Origin of the sequence: Chlorogloea sp. CCALA 695 (genome assembly GCF_003003885.1) — a bacterium.
In the GTDB taxonomy this organism is placed as follows: Bacteria; Cyanobacteriota; Cyanobacteriia; order Cyanobacteriales; family Chroococcidiopsidaceae; genus Aliterella.
Genome location: NZ_PVWN01000068.1, coordinates 1 through 21,713, shown reverse-complemented (window position 1 = coordinate 21,713; position 21,713 = coordinate 1). Strand labels below are relative to the sequence as shown.

Below are 21,713 nucleotides of genomic sequence, written 5' to 3'. Positions count from 1 at the left end.
AGCAGGCATTTAAAAAATTGTCCCCGTGCAGAAAACACATCTCTTTTATCTTATATTTTATTGTAACCGTCTACTTAGCTTTTACCTGCTGCGTATTTATAACAGTCTCTTTAACGCTTTGTACAGATTCTTTTACTTGATTTGCAGTCCTCTTTGGCTCTTTTTCTGCCTGGATAACGCCAAGAGGTGCGCTCTTAAGTCCGGTGGCATCCGTTTGGTTTAACCCAATATCAAACAAGCTTAACTGGACTCCAAAAGGTGCTTCAATTTGAACTTGAGTGCTGGCAGAAGACTTCAAAGATGATTTAGGTTTAACTGGTTCTTTGGTTGCTACCTCTTGCGGTTGCAACGATGGCTCTACAACTTTTTGTACTATCGGATTACTAACAACAGTTGCGACGGTGGGTGCTTGCTCGAAGGGCTGCTCGTTAGCTTTCAGAGCAACGGCGGCGGCTTTCTCTAACTGTTGAGGAGCTTCTGTTTGCTGTAGATTCTCAACTTCTACTGGGATTTGTGCAAGTCCTGATGCTGTTTGGTGTAGATTCTCAACCTCTACTAAAGCTGGTGACTGCACCGATGCTGACTGTTGTTTGGTTTGAAATGCTGATAGTGCAGCTTTGCCAAACCCCTGCTCTATCAGGTTACGAGAGAATATTTGACCAAAAGAGCGATCTCCCTTAGTGCGATACTCGTAGCCCGTTAACGGATTTTGACTAGCCGTTTGCGTCAGAGTTAATTGTCCTTGAGCAGAAATATTAAAAACCATTTCCGCATCCAGAAATAAATCCCCATAATCATCGGCAAGATAATGAGTTAAATACAGTTCTTTTCCATGCCGCTCGATTTGCCGAGCTAGATACTCCCCCACGCTGCCGCTTAATTGCTCTACCAGTTGGTTTGCTCCTACTTCACCTTTTTCTCGCACGTCAAATAATGCGTTATCGCTCTTATCAGCAACAGGCTCAAAACCCAACTCCCGCCGTACAGCATTAATAACTTGCTCGGTGGTATTAGGTTTAGCCCCTGTCTTGGCTTGAACTTCGACTAAATACGCGGGTTTAGTGAAAAGGCTATCAACATTGGGATTTCCAAGATTAAGGACTAGCCGCGATACTGGCTCCGCTTGCAAATCTAGCTTTTGTGCCTCTAACTCGTTCTCACCCAGGGCAATTTTCTCGGTTAGTAACTCCTTATAGTCAGAAGTCAAAGTTTCATACAGCCACGCCTGCCGAGCCAACGATTGCTTGGGGGTTTTTAAATCCATCGACTCCACTTAGGGAGAAATCTAAATCTTCATGGAGGTCTGGATTTTGCTCCATTAAGTTTTGCGCTACTTCATTCCCATAATCGTTGATGAAGTCAGGCATATCTGCTAAACCGAAGCTAGAGGAGCTATTACCCGTAGTGTTAGCTTTCAGGTGGCTCATCTTCTTCATTAAGATTGCCACTGCCCTTTCTTCGGTAGGTAAATCTTGCCCTACTACCAACTTAAATGCTGGCAACCCAAACGTACCAGAATACTGCCCCCACATTGGTTGTCCTCCCTCATCCAGCTTGTCAGGAGGGTGAAGTGCTGGGTTAACTTGTCCGCTACGATGCGATCGCCCGATGGACTGTTCAACTTGGTTAACGTCCAGGTGCGGCTGCACAATGTACATTACTCTTTGCCGTTGGTCGGCGACTGTTCGTGAGGCATGGAGGGAGTACCCAGTAGTTGAATTAGTGATTACCGCGTCCACTCTACCGTTTTGAAAATCATCCATCACTTGCTTTTTTTGTGCCGTGCCGCGTTCTCTGGTTTGGTAAGTTACTACCCCCGATGCCAGGTCTTCGGCAGAGCCGTACTTGAGAACATGGGTGCGTCCAGTAATTTCGCCAATGGAATGTCCAGCGTCTTCGATTTTTTGTTTGATGTAGTCAATTGGTGAGATTGGTAGCTTGCTCCAGTCTGCTGTTGCGATCGCCGATTCTGCTTTATTGAAAGCGGCAACGCCTTCGATTCCTATCTCTGTATCAGTTAAGCGGTGAGTACGAGTTACTTGTTTTCCCGTTAGCTCATCCAAGTACAGCTCGGTAATTTTAATCGACCTTGCTTTTTCCAAGTAGCGCGTGAATAATTGCCCAGCATTAATCGTAATGTCATCGCCAACTCTAATTGGCTGCATAGGACTATCGGGAAACTCGGCATTGTGGATGGCAGGTAGTTGGTTGTGACTATCTACAAAATCTCTAACGGTTGACTCCATCGTGTTGAACAGCATTAGAATCGGCTTGCGTCCCTGTTCAATATCCGCAATCGCTGCGTTTGCTGTTTCCTCAGCTTTCAATCCCAAAGCTGTAACTGCTGTTAGGTTATGTAGGACGCTCGTAAAAATCGTGCTACTAGCTCCTGCGCCCCCCAGCGCTGGGTTGTTTTTACGTGCTGCTTCCCCAGCATCGGCGTAATCGCCGCTAATTTCTTTGACTACTTTTTCCTTGATATAGTCAAACTGCCAAATTAAGTTGAGAATTTTTGAATTGGTTTCTGCTGTTTGCAGGTCAACGGGGTACTTAGCAACGCCAAACTCAACTCCTTCGTAAGACTTTTCACAACGGATGCAGCCGCCGGATTCTGCCCACATCGAAAATACTTGCTGCTGCAATGGTACGCCACCTGTTTTGAGGTGAGCGGCAAATTTGTCTTGGTCGGTGGCGGCTAGTTTTAAATCGGTGGTTTCGTAGAATAGTCGGGCGGCAACGATGGGGTCTTTAATGGCAGTGGCGCTGGACGCTACAAATCCTTTGGTTTCCTTAACTAGAGATTGGAAGAACTCAGTACAGGAGGAAACTTAAGAATTTTTCTTTCTGTTCTGTTGGTTATCTCCGGCAGGACCCCCGGCTTTATGGCTTTCATCCAGAATTAGGAACGTCTTAGGAGCAAGTGATTGTAATAATTCTCGTCGCTCTACACTTGCTGGGCCTGTTAATTGTCCGTAAGTCGTGAAAACACAGTTGTGTTGTCCAATGTTACCAGATTGGGTGTATTGCCTAAGTCTCTCAAATTGATTGCTGGGAGTGCTAATTTCTCCTATTTGTCTACCATCATTCGAGCGTAGAGTTAATTTATATTCATTATTTGTAATCAGAGGATTAAAATCATTTCCCGTATCTACAGCATCTCGTGACAAAATATCACCGTAGAGTACTGGATCGACAGTCACAATGGTGGGAATCAACCCTCTCTGTTCTGCATATCGCGCTACGCAGATAATTCGAGTTTTACCAATCCCTGTATCGTGACCTATTAAAGTAGCTTTATCTTCAAACTCATGATTATAAATAGATAAAGCTAAGTAGGCGGCTACAATAAAATGTAAAATAAAAGGGATGTGTTTTCTGTACTGAGGCAATCTTTCTAATGCCTGCTCCTATTCGCCTAGTTTTAACAGAGTCAGAAGACTGTACATTATCAGAATTACGAGTAGCTAACGGTGTACCGCAGCGAACAAGAGAGCGCGCCCATAGGTGGCGACTGAACGCCCAAGGATGGACAGTGCCAGCAATTGCAGAAATTTTTACGTGCCATGAGCATACGGTAAGAGCGACGATTAGACGTTGGCAAGCAAAGGGGTTAGGCGGCTTGTAGTCAGAAACAGGACGGGGAGCAAAACCTAAATGGTCAGAGGCAGATATGCAATATCTGGAAAAGTGTCTAGAGCTTGATGGGCGCACATACAAGAGTCACCAACTAGCCCTAAAGTTATCTCAGGAACGAAATGTAGAACTAAGTCCAGACCGTTTGCGGCATGTACTGCAAAAAAGGGGTTTCGATGGAAACGTACGCGGCACAGTCATCAAGCCAAACAAGATTCTGGGTACAAACGCTGCAAACAAGCTCAGTTGGATGCACTCAAACACGTAGCACTGGTTCGGTTACATTGAACTAATGTACCTGGATGAGTCAGGCTAAAAGTTATGGAGTCCAGCAAGTTATAGTTATAGCCGCGTGGGCGAACAAAAGCGTATTGAGCAGACTGACCGACCTAAGGGACGCATCAGTATTTTAGGTCTGTGGCAACCAGATAAAAGCTTTAAGTATGCCAAAGCAAGTGGCAGTTTCAAGAGTGCAAGTTACATTGAAGTCATTGATTGGGTTGCCGAGCTTGCTGCCCAGAATTTGAGGGACACAGGGCGGATGACCGTTGTGGTTCAAGATAATGGTTCCCTGCATAAAAGTCACTTAACTCGTCAACAGTGGCAACGCTGGTTCGAGCAAGGCTTATTCCTGTTCTTCCTCCCACCATATTGCTCCGAAATGAACCGGATTGAAGATCAGTGGCATCAACTCAAAACTCATGAAATTGCCCTCGCGGATGTTTGAGGATGAATATGATTTAGCCCTGGCAATCATGGAGGGAATGGAATCTCGTAGTCTTAAAGGTGGTTATACCGTTGAGCGTTTTAAGTTTAATTCCACCTAACTACTTATACTTTTATTTAAAATTTATTAGTATACTTTTATGCATATTAGTGAGGATGATAAATTACCTCTCTCAGGAGAAACTCTTGCCGAGTACGTACGGCGCAGGAGGGCGGCTTTTGGTATGAGTCAGGCAGAACTAGCACAACGAGCAGGAATGCACTTGCAAAGTGTAGGCAAAATTGAGTTGGGTAAAACAACTAGGCTTAACTCTAAATCCTTGGCAGGATTATCAAAAGCATTGCAGGTTTTAGCCCAATATCTAGAGGCAGTTTCCAAAGGTGTTCCGATAGCAGCCATACAGCAGTTAAAGATTTGTCCTCGCTGTTGGATACCAGGAATCTATCCCAGTAATAAAATTCTACTGATCCAAATGTGAATTGTGGCAAGGGAAATAAAAGCATTGAAATAAGCAGAAATTCTCTCCCATCGAACAACAAGCCTGCGATATTTTCTTTGAAACCATGCGCTCGCAGCGTTCTTGTTGGAAACGTGGGACTGATATTTTAATTGGTCTACCCCGATTTTTCCTTGTCTTCCAACTGCGTTTTGGTAACTGTGGTCTAATCCCACGTTTACGCACCACGCCGCTCGCAAATCCTTGGAATCGTAACCTTTATCCGCCGCTAGTACTTTGACTCGTTTGCTATTTCTACCGGGTTGATTATTATTGACTTTAATGCGGTCAATTAACGGCATCACTTGTTCTCGTTCACTGCCATTGGCTGCGGTGGTGCTATTGGCTCGACCTATAGCGCGATCGCCCACCCAAACTACATACCATTGCCAATTGCTGTTGTACGTGACTGACCAGGTACGGGGGTTAGGAGGAGGAGTTGGTACAGGAGGCTTGGCTAATGCGTTATAGCCTTCGACATACCCTTTGGAATAATCGCACTCTGCTTTGGTATACAGTGGGATTGATTTTTCGGTTGCGTCTAGTCGCCCGTGATTAAAGGCTTGCTCAAACTCGATTTGTGGAGGGGGTAGCAAGTCATCTTCTTCTCGGTCTAATATCCACTCCTCTGTATAGCAGGAAGCACTTTTAGGCTTGACCTTTAGCCATACTCGACCATCAGTATAAATGTCCTTGTTTATCACCTGCATGACAGGTGTAAATGGAACGTGGATAGTATCACCAATACTCGCTTTTGTCGTTGCTTTATCCCAGATTTTTGGAGTAGATTCAGAGCCGAGTTGAATTGTACGTTTTTCTTGCGTTAACATTTGAGTTACCTATGAATTTAGGAACCAAAGCCTGTAAGCGATCGCCTGACCAAAGTTGAGCGCTACAGGCTTTGTCGTTTGCTTGTTTTAATTCCATTAACAAAGTTTTTATATTTGGGAGTCCGCAGGGTATAAAAACCTTGTCGTGGGCGTTTCCTCCTCTGACCGTTGCTGCTGCTTATCGCTTCGCTGTTATCAGGTTCCGGGCGGTGTTTCGGCAGTTCCGCTCTCTGCTGCTTTGTTGTTGTTGAAGTTCTTGTTCTGAGTGCAAATCTGGATTTTTGCTTCTCGGTGAGGCGATTGCTTTCCTCATCCCTATATTTATATATTAACCGATTCGGTGAATTAAATTAACGTATCAATGAATAAAATATCTGTTATGATGAACTAAGAAATTTAAATGATTATTTCACTTCTAAAAGAGGTAATGTATCTATGAGAAACGTTCTTAAGGTGTCAGTGGCTATCAAATGGAGATTGGCGGCTGTAATGGCAGACCGCGAGATAGACAATCAAACGCTCCACAACTTGACAGGGCTACACCTTGGCACTATTTCTAAGTTGAGAAACAAAAAACCTTCTAGGCTTGATACCAATACCTTAGATATTTTGTGTAAAGCCCTAAAGTGTGAGCCTGGAGACTTACTGCGGTTTATGCCTGATGAGCATGATGAGCAAGCAGTTAATACTAAACACGATCCCAATAGTGAGCTAAAGCAAGGTAAAAAGTTTACTGAAAACGATCTTCCACCCCATCGTCAGCACCCTCGCTCATTTCTCATTGTTCTTCCTGAAGTACCTGAGTCTGCTTAAACTCCTTTTGTACGTATAATGCTCCTTTTTCCAAGTAGTTTCTTTGTATTTGGTACAAATTAAACATTGAGTGAATAGAGGATAGAGAAAACTAATGACTACCAAAGTTTTCACTACAATCATCCACAAAAAAAAAGGATATCTACGTTGCTCAATGCCCTGAAGTTGATACGGTTAGCCAGGGAGAAAGTGTTGAATTCGCTATCACTAAGTTTAAGGAAGTAACAGAGCTTTACTTAGAGAAATTTCTTTTGCCTGGAATTAACTTGCTTATCACTATCAATAAGTAGCGATCACCTAACTCTTGGCGGAGATACGATCGCTACCTACCACAACCTAACTTTTAACCGTAGAGGTTATGCCAATGTCTAATCTAACAGTTACCGAGCGTAATGGCATTTTAGTTGTTGATTCCCGATTAGTTGCCCAAGAATTGGGAATCGAACATCATACTTTACTTAAGACAATCGATACATATTTAGCACGACTAGAGGCGAAATCACCACTTCGATTTGAAGTAGATGTGGTGAAACGCTCTCAGGGCGGTGGTTCTAATACTCGTTATGCTTGGCTGGATGAGCGACAGTCAACATTGTTAATGACCTATAGCCGCAATACCCAGCAAGTGCTTGACTGTAAAGATGCCTTAGTTGATGCTTTTGTCAAAGCCAAGCAACTCATCCCTGCCCAATCCCAAGAAATCGAACGCCTCAAGCTGGAGCTTCAAGTAGCCCAAGCCCAAACAGCCGCCGCCCAATCTCAAGAGCGCCTGATGCAAGTCTCCAGTGCCATCGTCACAATGCACGGCGCGGGGATGCTGGGGCTGATCCTGGGTAAACCAGAGGCGATCGTTGAGCAACCGCCAATTGTTGTCGAAAAAAATATATTAGTGGATCGTTCAGGTAGGCCCGTCAGAACCTACGAGGGATTATCGAAAACAAAACTTGCTAGGCGCTACGGGATGAAAAAGCCCCAAGATTTGGTCAATTGGCTGCAATCGATGGGCAAAGATCATTTCATCCAGCCAGCAATGACTGCCGCGCCTTGTCAGTTCGTCCCATTCGAGTACGTACCAGAACTAGACAGGCTTTGGGCAGCGCGGCAAGGGTCGCGGCAACGACTATTGGGCGAGTGACCGCATTCTTTTTCCAAGTAGCCAAGTTTTTCTACACATTCAAAATTAGGGTAATTTTATGTCACCTTTCTTAAACGAACCTAGCGACCATCGCCAGGTTTCAGATGCGCTAACGGGCGATAGCGCCTATGATTCACAAAACAATCGCTGCCCCAGGTACGATCGCTTTGGCATTGTCTCTGGCATGGACGAATACTACGGCATAATTTACCACTGCAACTGTCTTCCAGTGTTTTGGGTCATCAGTCCAGAAACAGGCGAGAAGCTGGAGGAGGTGAAGCCATGACATTTACCTCAGCAGTTCTAGGGCAAGTGCAGCACCCTACTAATATTTTGACTGAATATCTTAGTAAGTTTAGGGGAGTTAAAAAGTTCAAAGCATACATCCTATCCTGGCTAGACGGGTGGATTCATCAAAAGCTGAAAGCAGGAAAACCGCCTTGGGTTTATGTAATTAACCAAGAGTTAGCCGAAGCTCTTGGATGTTGTCGAGACACAGTTTTCCGCCACCTCAAACACCTTTGCGAGATGGGAATACTGAGAAAGACCCCCTACAAGCGTTGGGCAACTGATAATATTTGGGCATACTCCATCGATTTTGAAAGACTCAAACAAGAATTAGCGCCGCCTGTAGATATTTCTACAACCGAAAACCAGGTAGCCGACAGCAGAAAATCAGACTCCCGGCTACCTGGTTTTGTACAGCCGACAGCAGAAAATCAGACAGCATACATAAGTCTAATTCCTAATTCATCCCAAGTACAACCACAACACAGCCTGCCTGCTGCTGGGGAAGTAGTTAAAGAGGAAGAACAACCTATCCCCGAACAAAAAATTGTAATTTCTCCGACGGGTGAAGAATTCAAAAACGCCTGTACTCAAATTTCTCGTTTATCGCCAGACGTTCAAACTAATCTACAGGTTAAAACCGCGATCGCACAGTATTGGGCTAATTTCCCGGCGGCGCTCGAAAGACTGAAAATTGCAGTACAAGAAAATTGGCGTTGTAATTTAACAGGGGTGCTGGTCAAGGCTTTGAAGGAGGGTGTGCCATCCGAGGATGCTGCCCCGCCTTGTGCGTTTTTCGGTTGGAAAGAATGGGCGGATGAGGCAGTTAAGCGGCGGTTGATGCAATATTCGCACTCTCAGGATGGCGATATCATGGTGCATTTTGTCGGCGGGGGTCAAATGTTGTGGAGTGGGTTGCGCGGTCTGTCGTGGGGGGAGGGTGAGCGCTTTGCTAATGGGGAGAAAGGAAATGAGTAATAGCGCGGAGCGCAGTGATGGGAGCAATCGGACTCAATCAAAAAACAAGCCTATTCATAGGTTAGAAATACCCATCACGAGCCTTTAAAAAAGTAATATTACTTTTTTAAACTTTGGATTAAACTTAATCTCTAGTTGCCAAAAGCATTACCTAATCAGACTTTCGCGTTTTTTACAAAAATATTGGAGCAAATAAATATGAGTTTACATCGAAGACGTAATAACTTTTCTGAAGAATTATCCACTGCTACCCAAGCAATAGAGTTTAGTTATGGTATGCTAACCCAAGCGACTCGTAAAGTCGTTCAACAACGTACTATCGAGATTAAGAGTTTGCTACGCCGTACTGCCCAAGATATCATTGATATCGGGGAAAAGTTAAGTGAAGTTAAGCAGGAGCTAGGACATGGGCAGTTTGTGGATTGGTTGCGTACAGAATTTGATTGGAGTGATTCAGCAGCCAGAAAATTCATGCAAGTCCACAGAAAATTCAAATCAGTAAAATTTACCAATTTAAACATTGCTATTTCGGCACTGTATTTGCTGGCGGCGGATTGTACTTCTAAAGCAGCCCGTGATGAGGCTGTGCAACGTGCTGAGGCGGGAGAAGTAATTACTCGTGCTAAAGCAAAGGAGATCGTTCAGCATCACGAACAAGCCGCGCAACTAAATCCTCTAACTATTAACATTGGGGCTGAAAATACGCTAACATCCAGCGTTAATATTGATGGCGATCCATTGAAAGAAATAGCGAATCCCCCAAGCTATGATAAATATCAGGAGTTGAGCGCCCAACTTAACCTCCTGAACGAAAGTCAAATTGCTGCTCTGTGGCAAGCATTGTCTGAACGTCTAAGTCCAGAAATGCTAGAGCGTTTAATTATCCAGGGTCAACAAAAACTTTCGGAGCGATAGACGGGGCAAATGTCTCAAATTTACGATTTTGGACAAGGTGTAAGTAAGTTTTGTCGGTAAATTTCGTTAATCACGTAAATAGCTGAGGAAATCAAATCCATAAAATTTACGATTTTGGATAAGAGTCAATGACTTGTATATCTTAACTACAAATTATTTTTTAAACTATGAGCCAATATTTGGGTGAGTTTTTCAACCAGAGCGACAGCAATATCATTAAAATTGAAAATGCCACTGTTACGTTTACCTGTGTCATTTTCATGCCAACTGCTAGTCCTAAAGCCTGGAAAAAGTTTGATTACACCGCTCTTGATGCCTCCACTTCCCAGTTTGTAAAAGTACAAACTGGAGAAATTAGAGGATTGATGAAGCGCACTGTAGAAAGCATCTTTGAGATTGGACAGCGTTTAATTATTGTAAAAGAGCGCTTAGGGCATGGGCGTTTTGGGTCTTGGCTAGAAACTGAGTTTGACTGGGATGAACGTACTGCTCGAAGGTTTATGAGCGTCGCTGAAAATTTGAAAAATAAAGTGGACAAATTGTCCGAAGTAGACTTTGCTCCTTCAGCACTATATGTACTAGCTTCGCCTTCTACACCCGAATCTGCCCGTGATGAGGCATTTGCTCGTGCCGCTTCAGGTGAATCTATCACGTACAAAGCTGCCAAGGACATTAAACAAAAGTATGTTTTATCTAGCGCTAAGTTAGAGTCAACCCTAAAACAAGAAATACAACCAGTTTCGCAGTTATCATCTACAGCGCTGGTTAGTACACCACCGCCGCGCATTAAGCAAGAAATTGTTGCTATTCGTAATCCTACTTCAGTCGAAGTGCCTTCTGCCCCTAGTCAAGTTTTGACTCCAGCAACGGAGCAGGCTTTGTCATTGCCGCAGCCCTCGACCTCAACACCCGTAAATGTGCCTGGTGTTTGGTGGCAATTAGGAAAAAAGCATCTATTGTACTCTGGAGATCCTAGCTCTGGTAAGTTTTTAGCGCACGTCCCAGAGCGTCTTGTTCTATTATTTGCTTTTCCACCAATTGCTAATTGGCAGCCTTTAATAGAAGCTGAAACTCGGATTATTACTAATAAGTATTTACCTCAAGGCAAAGATGTGAGATTATTTGAGGACATGGTAGAAACGAGCATCATATTGTACTCTAATGTTAAAGATGTAGTAGTTAGTTGCTTCATGCCTTCGATTGAAATTCTTTCAATTCTTAACCGCCAAGACCGTTGTGCATTAATAGCTGAACCCGACCCAACACGGGTTAGTGCTGTTATTTCTGACTGGAAACAGGCAGGACTAAAAGCAGAACGTTTAGTTTCTTAAAAATCAAACCTTCAGGAGTTGACAAATAATGAATTATATGCATTTACACAAATATATAAAATTCTTTCATGAGGTTTAGCTTTGGCTGCTAAATCCCGTATAATATTCACAATTGAATAAGCTTCGTTGGTAGGGAAAATCTGTCGCGACAACAGATTATATCTTCCGCCACCGAAGGCTCTAAACCCACACCCGTAAATTGGAGTTTAAGAAGCGATGCTATTAATAGTATTGTGCAGCTTTAGTGTGCCTTTTGGCAAGTTATTTTCAAAAATAATTTCAAATTCTTTTTGTTCAAAGGTATCAAGTAACGGCAGGTTAGGAATTACAGCCCCTACGGCTACTCTCAAAGAAGAGGAGGTAGTCCTATGACTGCCGCCGTCAAGGAGAAAAGTGAATTAAGCCTGTTTGTCAGACGCGAAATAGACGATTACGGACTAGACCCTTATGAATTTCGCATTTATGCCCGGATAACTCGCCGCGCTGGTAATGGGGAAGCGTGGGAAAGCCTTACCAACATGGCGAGTGCTTGCTGTATGAGCTTGGGTAGAGCAAGGAGAGCTTTACACTTACTCAAATTGGCTAAGTTAGTTAAGAGTATTGAACGTCCAGGATATAGCACTGTTTATCGGCTGACCCCTCAGCATAAGTGGGTAGCTTCTGAGTGTTTACAGGAGCTTCGTGGGTTTATTAACTTACGGGCTAAATCACCCACCCCTATCAGAAGTGATAGGGGTACTAAAAATGATAGCCCTATCACTTCTAGTAGTACCCCCCTATCAGAAGTGATACCCCTACCCCTATCAGAAGTGATAGGCGAAGGTATTCCCTCTGAAGATATTTCCCATAAGGTACTCCCCCAATCCCCCCTTACCCCCCAAGGGGAAAAAACAGGGGATGGGGAGAAAGTTAAGTCAAATAGACAGATATTAGAGTTATCACAGCAATTAGCTCAGTCCATCACGGATGCTCTAAAACCAGTATTTGCTTCTTTTGTGACAGAAACTAAATCTGTCTTATCGGAAATTAAGGAGCGCTCATTTTTAGCTGATAGTCAAGACAAAACTAAATCACTATCAAGGCAACGAAGTAAACAAGCTGTACCTTCTATGAACAGGGATTTAACGAGCGACTCAATAAGCTATCCAATCAAGGCTCAGGAACCGTGCAAATTAGAGGGATATTCGCAGTTTGTAGAAGAATTAGCGCGAGTTCTTAATGAACCCGTTGAGAGTTTAAGGTCTAATTCAAATCTGACTAATGCGTTGAATCAGAACCCTAGCAGTATTGAGCAAGCGATGCTGTATTTCAAGCAAGCGTTGGCTACTTGGAAAAAGAAGCCAGGGTTAGGTTTATTTATCTCTGCAGTTAAAAAAGGACTTAAGCCTGTTCCAACTAAGCCAGGGGGCGGATGGGGTGATTGGGCAAGCGAGGCAATGAAGCGGCAACTAATGCAGTTTTCCTGTTCCCATGAAGGGGACATCATGGTCTATTTTGCCAATGGCATTCAAAAGCTATGGAGTGAAGTGAAGCACCTTGACTGGGCAGAGCTTGAGGCAATGGTGGCTGATTCAAGTAATGAGGCTTGCAGCGCCTAAAAACCGTTGAATGAGTTGAATAAGGGCTAATTAATTCCCTTTGTTTTTAGCAAAACTAGATTTTGACAGGCTCAACAATCATGATTAGTGTCACAGAAAACATAAAAAAGCTGACTTGGCAAGAAAATCAACTGCATAGCAGTCTAGACAACCTGCGTGGACAACGAAGTAAAGTAAAGGAACATAAACAGCTTGCTCAAGAGTTGTCAAGGGTAGTAAGTAAGCGCCAAAATTTACAGGATTGGGCTATTTTTGAACTTGGAATGCCCGTCCACCGCCTTAATTCACCCTTACTTGGAATTGTCGAGCAATTGAAAATCACTCCTGGGGGCATGGGTGAAGTTTGGGTCAGTTGGGATGGCTTATTACAAATCCCAGAACAGCCAAATATGCTACAGCTCGATAGTGCGGCGATGGCAAAAATTATTGCGGTGGGCGATCGCATAGAAATTGTTGATGGTCATAAAGAAGCTGGCAAAATTTTTACTGTAGAGCGGTTATTGGCGCGTGGGGCAGTTGAGACAACCGATGAGATAGTTTTTGAGCGTGAAGAATGGCAGAAAATTGAAGAAGCTGATCAAGAATCTTTAGAGACTGCAAAGGAGGGAAATGAGGAGTTAAAACATAGCGCCAGTTTTACCCAGTCAACCCAAATGGTTACTAAGTCAAAAGAAGAATTAAATGAAAAAGCGCCTGAAACCATAGTTACAGTTGACACAACGGTTATTTCTACCCAAATCGAGGAATTAACAGAAGATGAGGAAAAAGAGCGGCATCGGTTGGAATTAAAGGTAGAACGAGCATTTTATGAAGCGGGAACTGCACTAAGAGAACTTAGAGACAAAAGGTTGTATCGCTCTACTCATAGGTCTTGGGAGGGATATTGTAAAGAAAGATTCGGATATGGACGGGATTGTGCTGACTTAAAAATCTCGGCTTCCATTGTTGTTGAGGAAATCAAGAAACTGCCGACGAATCGTCGGCAGTTTTTACCGACAACCTTAGAGCAAGTTAGACCTTTAATTAAACTTCAAAAATTAGAGGATCGTACTTTTGCATGGCAACAAGCTGTAGAGCAAGCCGACGGCAAAGTTCCTAGCGGTCGCATTGTCAAAGACATCGTGCAGCGTCTCAAAGAAAAACCTTTAGTCAAAGCCAGTGATTTCTGTACTATTGGCGATCCGTTTATCCTGACTAGATTAGAAGGGGCTGAACGGAAATATAATGGCTGCTGGGCGATCGCTTTTGAAGTGAGAGACTTTACAATAGCCGTTGACGTTTACGACAACACCTTAACTGTGAAACCAGACAACCTCGATCCAATTGACTTGCCCGATGTACGCCGTCAGTTACCCCAAACGCTCAAGCGGATAAAAAAGTTGAGAAATATTGAAATACTTGACCGAGGTGCAAAGAATATATTGAAAGACTTAGGACGGCAAATTTATTTGACTGACTTAGAAAATAAATTACTGAGCTTTTTGGAACGAGAGTATAGAATTGAAGAGTGAAAAAACCAAGCCCAGTGTAGGAATACAACACAGCCTAGTTTCTAGCGTCAAGGTTAACGAAAGAGTGTTTTGTGGACATGATAGTGTCACGTCCCCTAGAAAAACTCTATGCGTCGATGGTAAAGCCACATTGTTCAAAACAAGCTGGCTATCTTAATGGGAGAGGCTAAAAAGAGGGAAACTGATGATTCTGTGACTTCTTAGGGTAGGAAGCAGTTCTTGTTAGTAGATAATGACCTGCTAAAGATAGTTAAAGAATTTAAGTTTCAAGGCAATTCGCCGAATTTAGGACTCCACCAGCCTTTTGTTGTGTGGAAATAGACCGCTTCTTTATGCTTAGAATCGCTCCTGGCTTTGGAGTCGGAGCAACGTAGCAAACTTTTTGCCAGACCTTCCTTCTGGTAACGATACTCTTCTAAAAGTTTTTGACAGATTGGACATGAATACTGAGTAATTTGAGCATTTGTCGTTTCAACAGACTGGCTATTGGTTTGCCCCTTCTGAGGTAGCTGCCACTTTTTATCGCGCTCTGACCAAAACATAACCACATCTGTACAACCACTGACACACTTGAGAAAATGCTTTTTCTTCAGCTTTGAGCTTGGAATTTTAACCAAGTAATTCTGACACTGGGGGCAACGGGTACGCGATTGGTTATGCTGCCCCGATTGTTGTTTTGTCGGTGGTTGGGTTGAAGATAATTGCTTTAAAGAGCCTCCAAATTGAACAGCAGGCTGGTTGCTGAGGTGACGAGGAATAAATTGCTTGGCTTTAGCGATTGCTGGTACAAAGTAATCTCGATTCCACGCAGTCAAATATTTTTGCCAGTCTTGCTTACCAGAAGATATTGCATCTAGCTGATTTTCCATCTCGGCAGTAAACTCTGTTTGGAGCAAGTCGGGCAAGGCATCGGCTAAAAAGCAATCTACTTCTAAGCCCAGTTTAGTCGGCTGTAAGTGACCTTTAATAAGCTCGGCATACTGCCTTTGCTTAAGGGTTTGAATCGTGGCGGCGTAAGTGCTAGGGCGACCAATGCCTTTACGCTCCATAACTTGGACTAACTTGGGTTCGCTATAGCGTGGCGGCGGTTGAGTCTGTTTCTGCTCATGAAGTGCCTGTTGTAAGGTGAGAATTTGCCCCTGTCGTAAGCTAGGGAGTTGGACATCAGCGCTGATGTTGTTCCAGTATTTGGTGTAGCCAGGGAATTCAATTAGTTGTCCCTTAGCTTGCCAGAAAATATTCCCGGATTGAGTAACTATGCGTGTTTGGCGAATTCTCGCATTTTGGCACCCAGAGGCAACAGAGCGCTTCCAAATCATCACGTACAGGGCAAAAGCATCAGCAGACAATTGGACGCGCAAGTCGGCGCTTCTCTTCTGGATGTCTGTAGGGCGGATAGCTTCATGGGCTGCTTGCGCTCCTTTGACTTGCCTATGTTGCGCTAATGTCTTCGGTACGTTGTTAGGGTCATGTACTTCCAACCAACTCCTGACGGCTGCACAAAATTCTGGAGCTAAGGCAATACTGTCAGTCCGCATATAGGTGATTAATCCTGACTCATACAGCGATTGAGCTACAAGCATTGTTTTTTCGGGGCTGAACTTTAGCCTTGTTCCTGCCGCTTGTTGCAAAGATGAAGTGACAAAAGCTGGGGGAGGAGTACGAGTAGTGCTTTTTCCTTCAGTAGAGACGATTTGATGCTGATTAACTTTTGCCTGTTGAACTAAACTATCTGCGTGGGCTGCACTTAAAACTTTGCTTGACTCAAAGTTCGTTTGCTCTTTAGTGTCGCTGGTGTCGTCGAGTAGTGGTGTTTCAGAAGGCTGTGAATCATTTTGCTGATTTGTCCCTAAGTAGTAGGCGCGAAACCCCTCAACGTAATTGACATAAACGTTCCAATAATCTTGAGGAACGAAAGCTTTGATTTGCTGCTCCCTTTGACAAAGAATGTGTAGGGTAGCGCTTTGCACCCGACCCATGCTTTTCGCCCCATTTTGAAGCTGCCACAGCAAAGGAGAGCCTTTATAGCCAACTAATTTATCAAGAACGCTGCGACACAACCCTGCATTAACCATGTTTTGGTCAAGCTGGCGAGGATGAGAGAGCGCATTTTTTACGGATGCGGGAGTAATCTCGGTGTAAACGACTCTTTGTGGGTTTTTTAAGTGTAAGGCTTGCTGAAGATGCCAAGCGATCGTTTCCCCTTCTCGGTCACAATCGGTTGCCAGAAAAACTGTCTTGACCTGACGAACAGCCGCTTGTAGTTGTTTAATAGTCTGCTGCCCTTTCCCAGAGCGCAGAACAAAGCGACAAGTGACTGTACTACCCGTTAAGTCAAAGCCCAAAGCATCTTGTCCATCCGATGCTAATTCTCGGACATGACCCATGCTTGCTTTGACCAACCAGTCAGAGCCGAGGATTTGGCTGAGTTTTTTGATTTTGCCGGGACTTTCAACAATCAGGAGCTTGGTCGCCAAGGCAGTTTTTCCTTTGCACTTCACTATAAAATTATAGTATTTGTGTACTATGAAATTAGTATAGAACCTTGCTTGAAGCTGGTAATTTATAGTAAAGAATTGAGGTAAGAGCGGTCGCTACTTTTAGTGAGGGATAGAAAAGTGTCGGTTGAGGATGAGTCACTGATAGGAGTAGTAGAACGCTTGACGTACCACTCGGCAAAGTCGGGGTATAGTGTAGCGCGGCTTAAATCTTCACGTCACAGAGACTTAGTGACGATTGTAGGTAGCTTTCCTAATATCCAAGCAGGTCAAACACTAAAACTAGCTGGGATATGGCGGGAGCATCCCAAATTCGGGCAACAGTTTCAGGTGAGTCAGTATCAGGAAACTAAACCTGCCACAATTACAGGGATTGAAAAGTATTTAGGATCCGGCTTGATTAAAGGGGTGGGACCAGTCACCGCTAAACGGATTGTTGCCCACTTTGGACTAGACACGCTAGATATCATCGAATACTCGATTGAACGCTTGAATGAAGTTCCAGGTATTGCCAAAAAACGAGTATCGATGATCCAGACTGCTTGGGACAAGCAGAAGGCAATTAAAGAAGTAATGGTGTTTTTACAAGGGCATGGTGTTTCTACTACTTATGCAGTGAAAATATACAAGCACTATGGCGATGAGTCAATTGTAAGCGTTACTAATAACCCGTACCAGTTAGCAATGGATATCTACGGAATTGGTTTTGTGACGGCGGATGCGATCGCCCGGAACTTGGGGATTGCACCAGACAGCGAGTATCGATACCGCGCGGGGATTATTCACGTCTTAGGCGAAGCAGCAGAAGACGGTCATTGTTTCTTACCCTACATAGAACTGACCGAAAAAGTAGTAGAACGGCTAACAATAGCTGACCATCAACCGTCACCCCAGGTATTGACCGAGCTAATTTATGTGATGGCAATGGACGAGGAGTTAGTCATGCAGGGTCATCGGCAACACTAATTTATTTGCTACCAGTTACCATTCTTTAGCAGCGAACAGAATTTGGCTAAACGGCTGCATCAGTTGTTTAGCCGTCCGGTCGTAGTAGATAAAGAGAGAGTTGTTGGATGGATTGACAAGTTTACAAAAGCAACAGGGATGGAGTTATCATCTGGGCAAAGGCAAGCGGTAGAAATGGCAGCTACTCAAAAAGTCCTAATTCTTACTGGAGTACCTAGAACAGGGAAAACTTTCACAACTCGGACAATTGTGGCATTGTGGAAAGCAATGGGTAAATCAATTGCTCTAGCTTCCCCAACGGGTAGAGCCGCACAGCGATTGAGCGAGATGACGGGCTGCGAAGCAAAGACTATTCATCGCCTACTGGAATTTGATCCCAAGACGATGAAATTCAAGCGTGACCTAGAGAATCCAATAGAGGCGCAAGCTGTAGGTATAGATGAAGCATCAATGCTTGACCTGTTCTTGGCTCATTCGCTGCTGAAAGCAATACCGAATGATGCCCAATTACTTTTAGTCGGGGACATCAATCAGTTGCCATCAGTGGGACCAGGAAACGTGCTGCGCGACCTGATTGCAAGTAAGCAAGTACCTGTAGTGCGCTTAGAACAAGTATTTCGCCAAGCTCAAACAAGCCATATTGTCAGCAATGCCCATCGGATTAATTCTGGGCAGTACCCACGTCTTGAATCGGTATCTCTAAATCCGCGTTCCGATTGTTTATGGTTAAACGCTCCCGAACCTGAACATGGAGTTCAAGGTATTCGAGAATTGTTAACAGATGTAATTCCCAAACTAGGTTTTGATCCAGCAAAGGATGTACAGGTGCTATGCCCAATGACCAGGGGAGAAGTGGGAACGCGCAATCTTAACGCGGTACTGCAAGAATTACTTAATTCACCGTACCAAGGTAAGGCTGAACTATTTAGATGTGGGATGAAGCTGCGCGTGGGCGATCGGATAATTCAGCAAGTGAATGACTACAACCGCGAGGTGTTCAACGGTGATAGGGGTAATTGCAGCAATCGACACCGAGGAACAAGAGGTGACAGTGCAGTTTGAAGGGCGGAGTGTCACCTATGACTATGCGGACATTAACGAGTTAGCACTAGCATTTGCTGTAACTATTCATAAGGCACAGGGTTCAGAGTATCCAGTAGTGATTTTGCCTGTCTTTATGCAGCATTACTTGATGCTGTCGCGCAACTTGATTTATACGGGTCTAACTCGTGCTAAAAGATTAGCAATTGTCGTAGGGACAACTAAAGCAATTGGTTTAGTTGTCAGGCAAGTTAAAGACCAGCAGCGCTATACCTACTTGCAAGAGCGATTGAGGCTAATGACCCTTGCTACTACTGGTTAGCTGATAGTAAGATGTCAAATTTTTAATCTCAATAGTTTATTTTAACTGCAACTATTCATGATTCTGATTAGGCTTCTGTATCTTCGGTTTCTTCAAAAGTCATATCGAAAGTTAGATTGGCAAAGTCTTGGAAAAGTTGCTTGAGAGAATCAACCTTGGTGAGCCTGTCTTCCAAACCTTCTGCATCCCAAACATAAGCCTCGTCTATCAGAGAAAATTCGTAACCTACTAAGTCGCCCAGATATAAGGAGAAGCAGTAGCTTTCTTCGTCAGAGTTAGTCAGATAAGTAGAAAAAGATGCACATCCTATGCTAGCAATTGTTCCTTCCTCATCACTGGCAAAGTAATTGCGTTCCAAAAAAGTTTCTAAAGCGAAAATTTGAACAGCGTTCATGCGTTGATATCTAGGCGAAGTGACTGATTAATTATTAGCATTTTCCTTGGTTTGCTTACAACTTACGCTCGTTCAAAATGCTTTAAATTGGTCGGCGTTGCAGCAATTGATCCCAGCTTCGAGGGAAAAATATTTACCGTCATTGCCTACTTATAGCTCTGCTTTGAAAAAACGCGGGTCAAGGTAACTACCAGTAAAGTTGCCACCAAGACAATTGCGACTACAGGCGCTATCAGGGCTAATACGGATAAGGTAATCGCACCGATTGATTCAACGGTAGCAACGACAGCATTGCCTAGCCCAATCGTCAAAGCTGTGGAAGACAAACGAGTAATTCCGGTTACAGCTTGGAGTATTCCCGCCGTACCCCCACCAGCAATCGCTGCCATCGTCCATTGCAGCAAAGGATCGCTATCTGGAAATAAAGCAGCAGCAACAAAAGTGCCAACCGCTAGTGCTGTCGGTGTAGCAAGCGTGTCCAGTAAATTGTCTAACACAGGAACGTAATAAGCACCAATCTCTACAACGGTAGCAAGCGCAAATGCCCAGAGTGCGGGGTAAGTGCCAACCCATTCAAACCCTGATGTAATTGGTAGATGTCCAAAAATTACCGCGAGACTGATAACCAATGGTGGGACAAAAATCCGGAAGCCACAGGCACTACTTAAAGTCAAACCAATAATGATGCTTTCTAAAGTATTCATAGAGATAGCCACTGCATCAGAATAGGTGATAATCAAGAGTGAACCTTAACTAATTTATTGCTTGAGCATAGAAAGAACATCTAGCAATAGAGAGGTAAAATTCTAGTTGTAGTTAGCAACTACAACTACCTTAGCTTTAGTAGCGCATACACAGTAGCATTTCTACTAGGCACGGAAACAAAAAACACCTCGACTCCTAGCCATAAAAGACCTCTTAGCAGCACTGCTACAAGAAAAAGTATCGCATCCAAGGAGATCGATCATGCCTACACCAGGAAAGCTAGAATTGACTATATTAATGAGTCTCCCGCAAACGCGCAAACGGGGGAAAATGGTCTGAAGCAGTTTGATATCGATACAGGCGAAGAAATAATTACTGTGAGCTTCAAGCCCAAGATATTCAAAAAGTTAGATATAAGCCCAGGAGAACTATCCGATGTGGGTAGAAAACTTCGCTGAACAGATGGAGGAGAAGACTGGTTCTGGTTTTGTACTCAAGGAGCCAAACGTGCAGACCTTCGAGAAGAAGTTAAAAGAGCAGAAACTGTTGCTAGTAATGCACTGACAAATTAGCTCTTAAGTAATATTTTATATATCAATTTGTATCTTTAGAGAGGGTTACTTTCAAGCTAGTCTAAATAACCTTATTAGAGCTAGTTAATAGTTTGTTATCTAGAGTGAGCGAATGGAGGAAATTTGATGACTAGGCTATCTAAGTCTATTGCTACTGGTATTGCCACCTTAAGTTTAGGCATTTTAGTATTATCCATGCCTGTATCTGCCCAAGATAATACTGTTACAAGTCCTAATAATGCTGCTCCTGGGGACACAGCAGTTTATGGAGATGGTGAAGCAGATCGCGGTCAGCGTGCTTTTGATTGGGGTTGGATTGGCTTGCTAGGTCTTATCGGTCTTGCTGGTCGGCTGGCAAATAAACGCAGTGAGCATCGTACTAGCCATTAATAGCAGCTTAAAAATAGCGTCGCTATTAAGGCTAAATAAAAAGTAATTGCGGCTTGAGTAGCATCAAGCCGATTCCTTAACTAATAAAGCTATAAATGTTCTTCCGTGCTAACTTCAGGTTGTAGGGTGAGACGTATTTAGACCAGAGCCGGGAGTTAAAGGCAGCATTAGCTGTGAACTCCATTAAACAAATATGCAGAAGCATTCTGTATAATGCTTGTTAAGCTCTGCTGTATGTTCTTCACCATGACTGTTATGCCAGATCAACCTGCACCAGAAATTGAACTGCTACGCGCGGCGTACGCTGCCTTTAACGCGCGAGATATTGATGCCGCCCTCGCCACCATGACTCTTGACGTGGCTTGGCCCAAAGCGTTTGAAGGCGGTTCTGCCCATGGACATGAAGAAGTCCGCGCTTACTGGACGAAGCAATGGTCCGAGATCAATCCGTACGTGGAGCCGATTTCTTTTCACCCGGAGGATGCCGGAGGTAGTTAGAGTCGATGGGGGCTATTATGCTCCGCACCTCTCTGTTAGATCCAGACGTGAAGCTTTCGCCTCATCTGGCTC

Annotated in this window: 22 protein-coding genes and 1 pseudogene; 16 read left to right on the top strand and 7 right to left on the bottom strand. The window is 43.9% G+C overall.

Annotated elements, in window-relative coordinates; all coding sequences use genetic code 11:
* Positions 1 to 70: 70 nt before the first annotated feature.
* The 3 genes from C7B70_RS21915 to C7B70_RS21905 all read right to left on the bottom strand — a co-directional run bounded on the left by C7B70_RS21915 (position 71) and on the right by C7B70_RS21905 (position 3,389).
* Entirely contained in the window at positions 71 to 1,264 is a 1,194-nt protein-coding gene (locus tag C7B70_RS21915) for a hypothetical protein (RefSeq protein ID WP_106371071.1), read from the bottom strand.
* A complete protein-coding gene (locus C7B70_RS21910) occupies positions 1,212 to 2,642 on the bottom strand; it encodes a strawberry notch C-terminal domain-containing protein (RefSeq protein WP_146134132.1) in 1,431 nt (476 codons plus the stop codon). Before C7B70_RS21910 ends, C7B70_RS21915 begins: the two co-directional genes overlap by 53 nt.
* 186 nt (positions 2,643 to 2,828) lie before the next feature.
* Positions 2,829 to 3,389 (bottom strand): DEAD/DEAH box helicase family protein, encoded by a 561-nt coding sequence (locus C7B70_RS21905; protein ID WP_106371069.1) that lies wholly within the window; start codon positions 3,387 to 3,389, stop codon positions 2,829 to 2,831.
* 8 nt (positions 3,390 to 3,397) lie between these two features.
* On the opposite strand from C7B70_RS21905, the pseudogene C7B70_RS21900 reads away from it, so the two are divergent.
* The 3 genes and pseudogenes from C7B70_RS21900 (at position 3,398) to C7B70_RS21895 (ending at position 4,838) form a co-directional block, all read left to right on the top strand.
* Positions 3,398 to 4,360 (top strand): annotated as a pseudogene (locus tag C7B70_RS21900) (IS630 family transposase).
* On the top strand, positions 4,335 to 4,460 hold the full coding sequence (locus C7B70_RS28495; protein WP_255409366.1) for a hypothetical protein: 126 nt from the start codon (positions 4,335 to 4,337) through the stop codon (positions 4,458 to 4,460). The pseudogene C7B70_RS21900 and the gene C7B70_RS28495 overlap by 26 nt, the downstream one beginning before the upstream one ends.
* 39 nt (positions 4,461 to 4,499) lie before the next feature.
* Positions 4,500 to 4,838, top strand: coding sequence for a helix-turn-helix domain-containing protein (locus C7B70_RS21895; RefSeq protein WP_106371068.1), 339 nt, complete (start codon positions 4,500 to 4,502; stop codon positions 4,836 to 4,838).
* Here the strand turns inward: C7B70_RS21895 and C7B70_RS27220 are convergent.
* The gene (locus C7B70_RS27220) at positions 4,802 to 5,686 is read right to left on the bottom strand and encodes a hypothetical protein (RefSeq protein ID WP_199192443.1); all 885 of its coding nucleotides are present in this window, start codon (positions 5,684 to 5,686) and stop codon (positions 4,802 to 4,804) included. The genes C7B70_RS21895 and C7B70_RS27220 overlap by 37 nt on opposite strands.
* 435 nt (positions 5,687 to 6,121) lie before the next feature.
* On the opposite strand from C7B70_RS27220, the gene C7B70_RS21885 reads away from it, so the two are divergent.
* From C7B70_RS21885 to C7B70_RS21845, 8 genes are all read left to right on the top strand, one after another.
* Positions 6,122 to 6,499, top strand: a complete 378-nt coding sequence (locus C7B70_RS21885) for a helix-turn-helix transcriptional regulator (RefSeq protein ID WP_106371067.1) — start codon at positions 6,122 to 6,124, stop codon at positions 6,497 to 6,499.
* A 364-nt stretch (positions 6,500 to 6,863) separates the two neighbouring features.
* Positions 6,864 to 7,634, top strand: a complete 771-nt coding sequence (locus tag C7B70_RS27215) for a Rha family transcriptional regulator (protein ID WP_199192442.1) — start codon at positions 6,864 to 6,866, stop codon at positions 7,632 to 7,634.
* 58 nt (positions 7,635 to 7,692) lie between these two features.
* On the top strand, positions 7,693 to 7,920 hold the full coding sequence (locus C7B70_RS21870; RefSeq protein WP_106371066.1) for a hypothetical protein: 228 nt from the start codon (positions 7,693 to 7,695) through the stop codon (positions 7,918 to 7,920).
* The gene (locus tag C7B70_RS21865) at positions 7,917 to 8,900 is read left to right on the top strand and encodes a hypothetical protein (protein ID WP_106371065.1); all 984 of its coding nucleotides are present in this window, start codon (positions 7,917 to 7,919) and stop codon (positions 8,898 to 8,900) included. The genes C7B70_RS21870 and C7B70_RS21865 overlap by 4 nt, the downstream gene beginning before the upstream one ends.
* A gap of 198 nt (positions 8,901 to 9,098) precedes the next feature.
* Positions 9,099 to 9,815: a DUF3102 domain-containing protein gene (locus C7B70_RS21860; RefSeq protein ID WP_106371064.1), complete on the top strand. Its 717-nt coding sequence runs from the start codon at positions 9,099 to 9,101 to the stop codon at positions 9,813 to 9,815.
* 167 nt (positions 9,816 to 9,982) lie between these two features.
* Positions 9,983 to 11,146 carry a DUF3102 domain-containing protein gene (locus tag C7B70_RS21855; protein WP_106371063.1) on the top strand — a complete coding sequence of 388 codons (1,164 nt, stop codon included), beginning with the start codon at positions 9,983 to 9,985 and terminating at the stop codon, positions 11,144 to 11,146.
* Between the two features lie 368 nt (positions 11,147 to 11,514).
* On the top strand, positions 11,515 to 12,744 hold the full coding sequence (locus C7B70_RS21850; protein WP_106371062.1) for a helix-turn-helix domain-containing protein: 1,230 nt from the start codon (positions 11,515 to 11,517) through the stop codon (positions 12,742 to 12,744).
* Positions 12,745 to 12,824: 80 nt separating this feature from the next.
* Positions 12,825 to 14,255 carry a hypothetical protein gene (locus C7B70_RS21845; protein ID WP_106371061.1) on the top strand — a complete coding sequence of 477 codons (1,431 nt, stop codon included), beginning with the start codon at positions 12,825 to 12,827 and terminating at the stop codon, positions 14,253 to 14,255.
* Positions 14,256 to 14,521: 266 nt separating this feature from the next.
* Here the strand turns inward: C7B70_RS21845 and topA are convergent, their stop codons facing one another.
* Entirely contained in the window at positions 14,522 to 16,732 is a 2,211-nt protein-coding gene (gene topA, locus C7B70_RS21840) for a type I DNA topoisomerase (RefSeq protein ID WP_106371060.1), read from the bottom strand.
* Positions 16,733 to 16,873: 141 nt separating this feature from the next.
* On the opposite strand from topA, the gene C7B70_RS28010 reads away from it, so the two are divergent.
* From C7B70_RS28010 to C7B70_RS28000, 3 genes are read left to right on the top strand one after another with little or no spacing between them, the layout of a single operon-like run.
* On the top strand, positions 16,874 to 17,719 hold the full coding sequence (locus tag C7B70_RS28010; protein WP_233221057.1) for a helix-hairpin-helix domain-containing protein: 846 nt from the start codon (positions 16,874 to 16,876) through the stop codon (positions 17,717 to 17,719).
* A gap of 42 nt (positions 17,720 to 17,761) precedes the next feature.
* The gene (locus C7B70_RS28005; RefSeq protein ID WP_233221056.1) at positions 17,762 to 18,781 is read left to right on the top strand and encodes an ATP-dependent RecD-like DNA helicase; all 1,020 of its coding nucleotides are present in this window, start codon (positions 17,762 to 17,764) and stop codon (positions 18,779 to 18,781) included.
* On the top strand, positions 18,765 to 19,082 hold the full coding sequence (locus tag C7B70_RS28000; protein ID WP_233221055.1) for an ATP-binding domain-containing protein: 318 nt from the start codon (positions 18,765 to 18,767) through the stop codon (positions 19,080 to 19,082). Before C7B70_RS28005 ends, C7B70_RS28000 begins: the two co-directional genes overlap by 17 nt.
* Before the next feature lie 67 nt (positions 19,083 to 19,149).
* Here C7B70_RS28000 and C7B70_RS21830 read toward each other — a convergent pair whose 3' ends face one another.
* Together C7B70_RS21830 and C7B70_RS21825 are read right to left on the bottom strand one after the other, a co-directional pair.
* Entirely contained in the window at positions 19,150 to 19,476 is a 327-nt protein-coding gene (locus C7B70_RS21830; protein WP_106371059.1) for a hypothetical protein, read from the bottom strand.
* Positions 19,477 to 19,622: 146 nt separating this feature from the next.
* Positions 19,623 to 20,216: a DUF4126 domain-containing protein gene (locus C7B70_RS21825; protein WP_233221054.1), complete on the bottom strand. Its 594-nt coding sequence runs from the start codon at positions 20,214 to 20,216 to the stop codon at positions 19,623 to 19,625.
* Positions 20,217 to 20,879: 663 nt separating this feature from the next.
* Between C7B70_RS21825 and C7B70_RS21815 the strand changes: the two genes are divergently transcribed.
* A complete protein-coding gene (locus C7B70_RS21815; RefSeq protein ID WP_106371057.1) occupies positions 20,880 to 21,143 on the top strand; it encodes a WGxxGxxG family protein in 264 nt (87 codons plus the stop codon).
* A gap of 213 nt (positions 21,144 to 21,356) precedes the next feature.
* The gene (locus C7B70_RS21810) at positions 21,357 to 21,641 is read left to right on the top strand and encodes a nuclear transport factor 2 family protein (protein WP_199192440.1); all 285 of its coding nucleotides are present in this window, start codon (positions 21,357 to 21,359) and stop codon (positions 21,639 to 21,641) included.
* Positions 21,642 to 21,713 lie beyond the last annotated feature (72 nt).

Excerpts from the sequence above, each read along its gene's own strand:
- C7B70_RS21860 (WP_106371064.1), top strand. The coding sequence starts at position 9,099 with ATGAGTTTACATCGAAGACGTAATAACTTTTCTGAAGAATTATCCACT.
- C7B70_RS28495 (WP_255409366.1), top strand. The coding sequence starts at position 4,335 with ATGAAATTGCCCTCGCGGATGTTTGAGGATGAATATGATTTAGCCCTG.
- C7B70_RS21855 (WP_106371063.1), top strand. The coding sequence starts at position 9,983 with ATGAGCCAATATTTGGGTGAGTTTTTCAACCAGAGCGACAGCAATATC.
- C7B70_RS27215 (WP_199192442.1), top strand. The coding sequence starts at position 6,864 with ATGTCTAATCTAACAGTTACCGAGCGTAATGGCATTTTAGTTGTTGAT.
- C7B70_RS21830 (WP_106371059.1), bottom strand. The coding sequence starts at position 19,476 with ATGAACGCTGTTCAAATTTTCGCTTTAGAAACTTTTTTGGAACGCAAT.
- C7B70_RS21815 (WP_106371057.1), top strand. The coding sequence starts at position 20,880 with ATGACTAGGCTATCTAAGTCTATTGCTACTGGTATTGCCACCTTAAGT.
- C7B70_RS21810 (WP_199192440.1), top strand. The coding sequence starts at position 21,357 with ATGCTTGTTAAGCTCTGCTGTATGTTCTTCACCATGACTGTTATGCCA.
- C7B70_RS27220 (WP_199192443.1), bottom strand. The coding sequence starts at position 5,686 with ATGTTAACGCAAGAAAAACGTACAATTCAACTCGGCTCTGAATCTACT.
- C7B70_RS21865 (WP_106371065.1), top strand. The coding sequence starts at position 7,917 with ATGACATTTACCTCAGCAGTTCTAGGGCAAGTGCAGCACCCTACTAAT.
- C7B70_RS21845 (WP_106371061.1), top strand. The coding sequence starts at position 12,825 with ATGATTAGTGTCACAGAAAACATAAAAAAGCTGACTTGGCAAGAAAAT.
- C7B70_RS21850 (WP_106371062.1), top strand. The coding sequence starts at position 11,515 with ATGACTGCCGCCGTCAAGGAGAAAAGTGAATTAAGCCTGTTTGTCAGA.
- C7B70_RS21885 (WP_106371067.1), top strand. The coding sequence starts at position 6,122 with ATGAGAAACGTTCTTAAGGTGTCAGTGGCTATCAAATGGAGATTGGCG.
- C7B70_RS21895 (WP_106371068.1), top strand. The coding sequence starts at position 4,500 with ATGCATATTAGTGAGGATGATAAATTACCTCTCTCAGGAGAAACTCTT.
- C7B70_RS21870 (WP_106371066.1), top strand. The coding sequence starts at position 7,693 with ATGTCACCTTTCTTAAACGAACCTAGCGACCATCGCCAGGTTTCAGAT.
- C7B70_RS21915 (WP_106371071.1), bottom strand. The coding sequence starts at position 1,264 with ATGGATTTAAAAACCCCCAAGCAATCGTTGGCTCGGCAGGCGTGGCTG.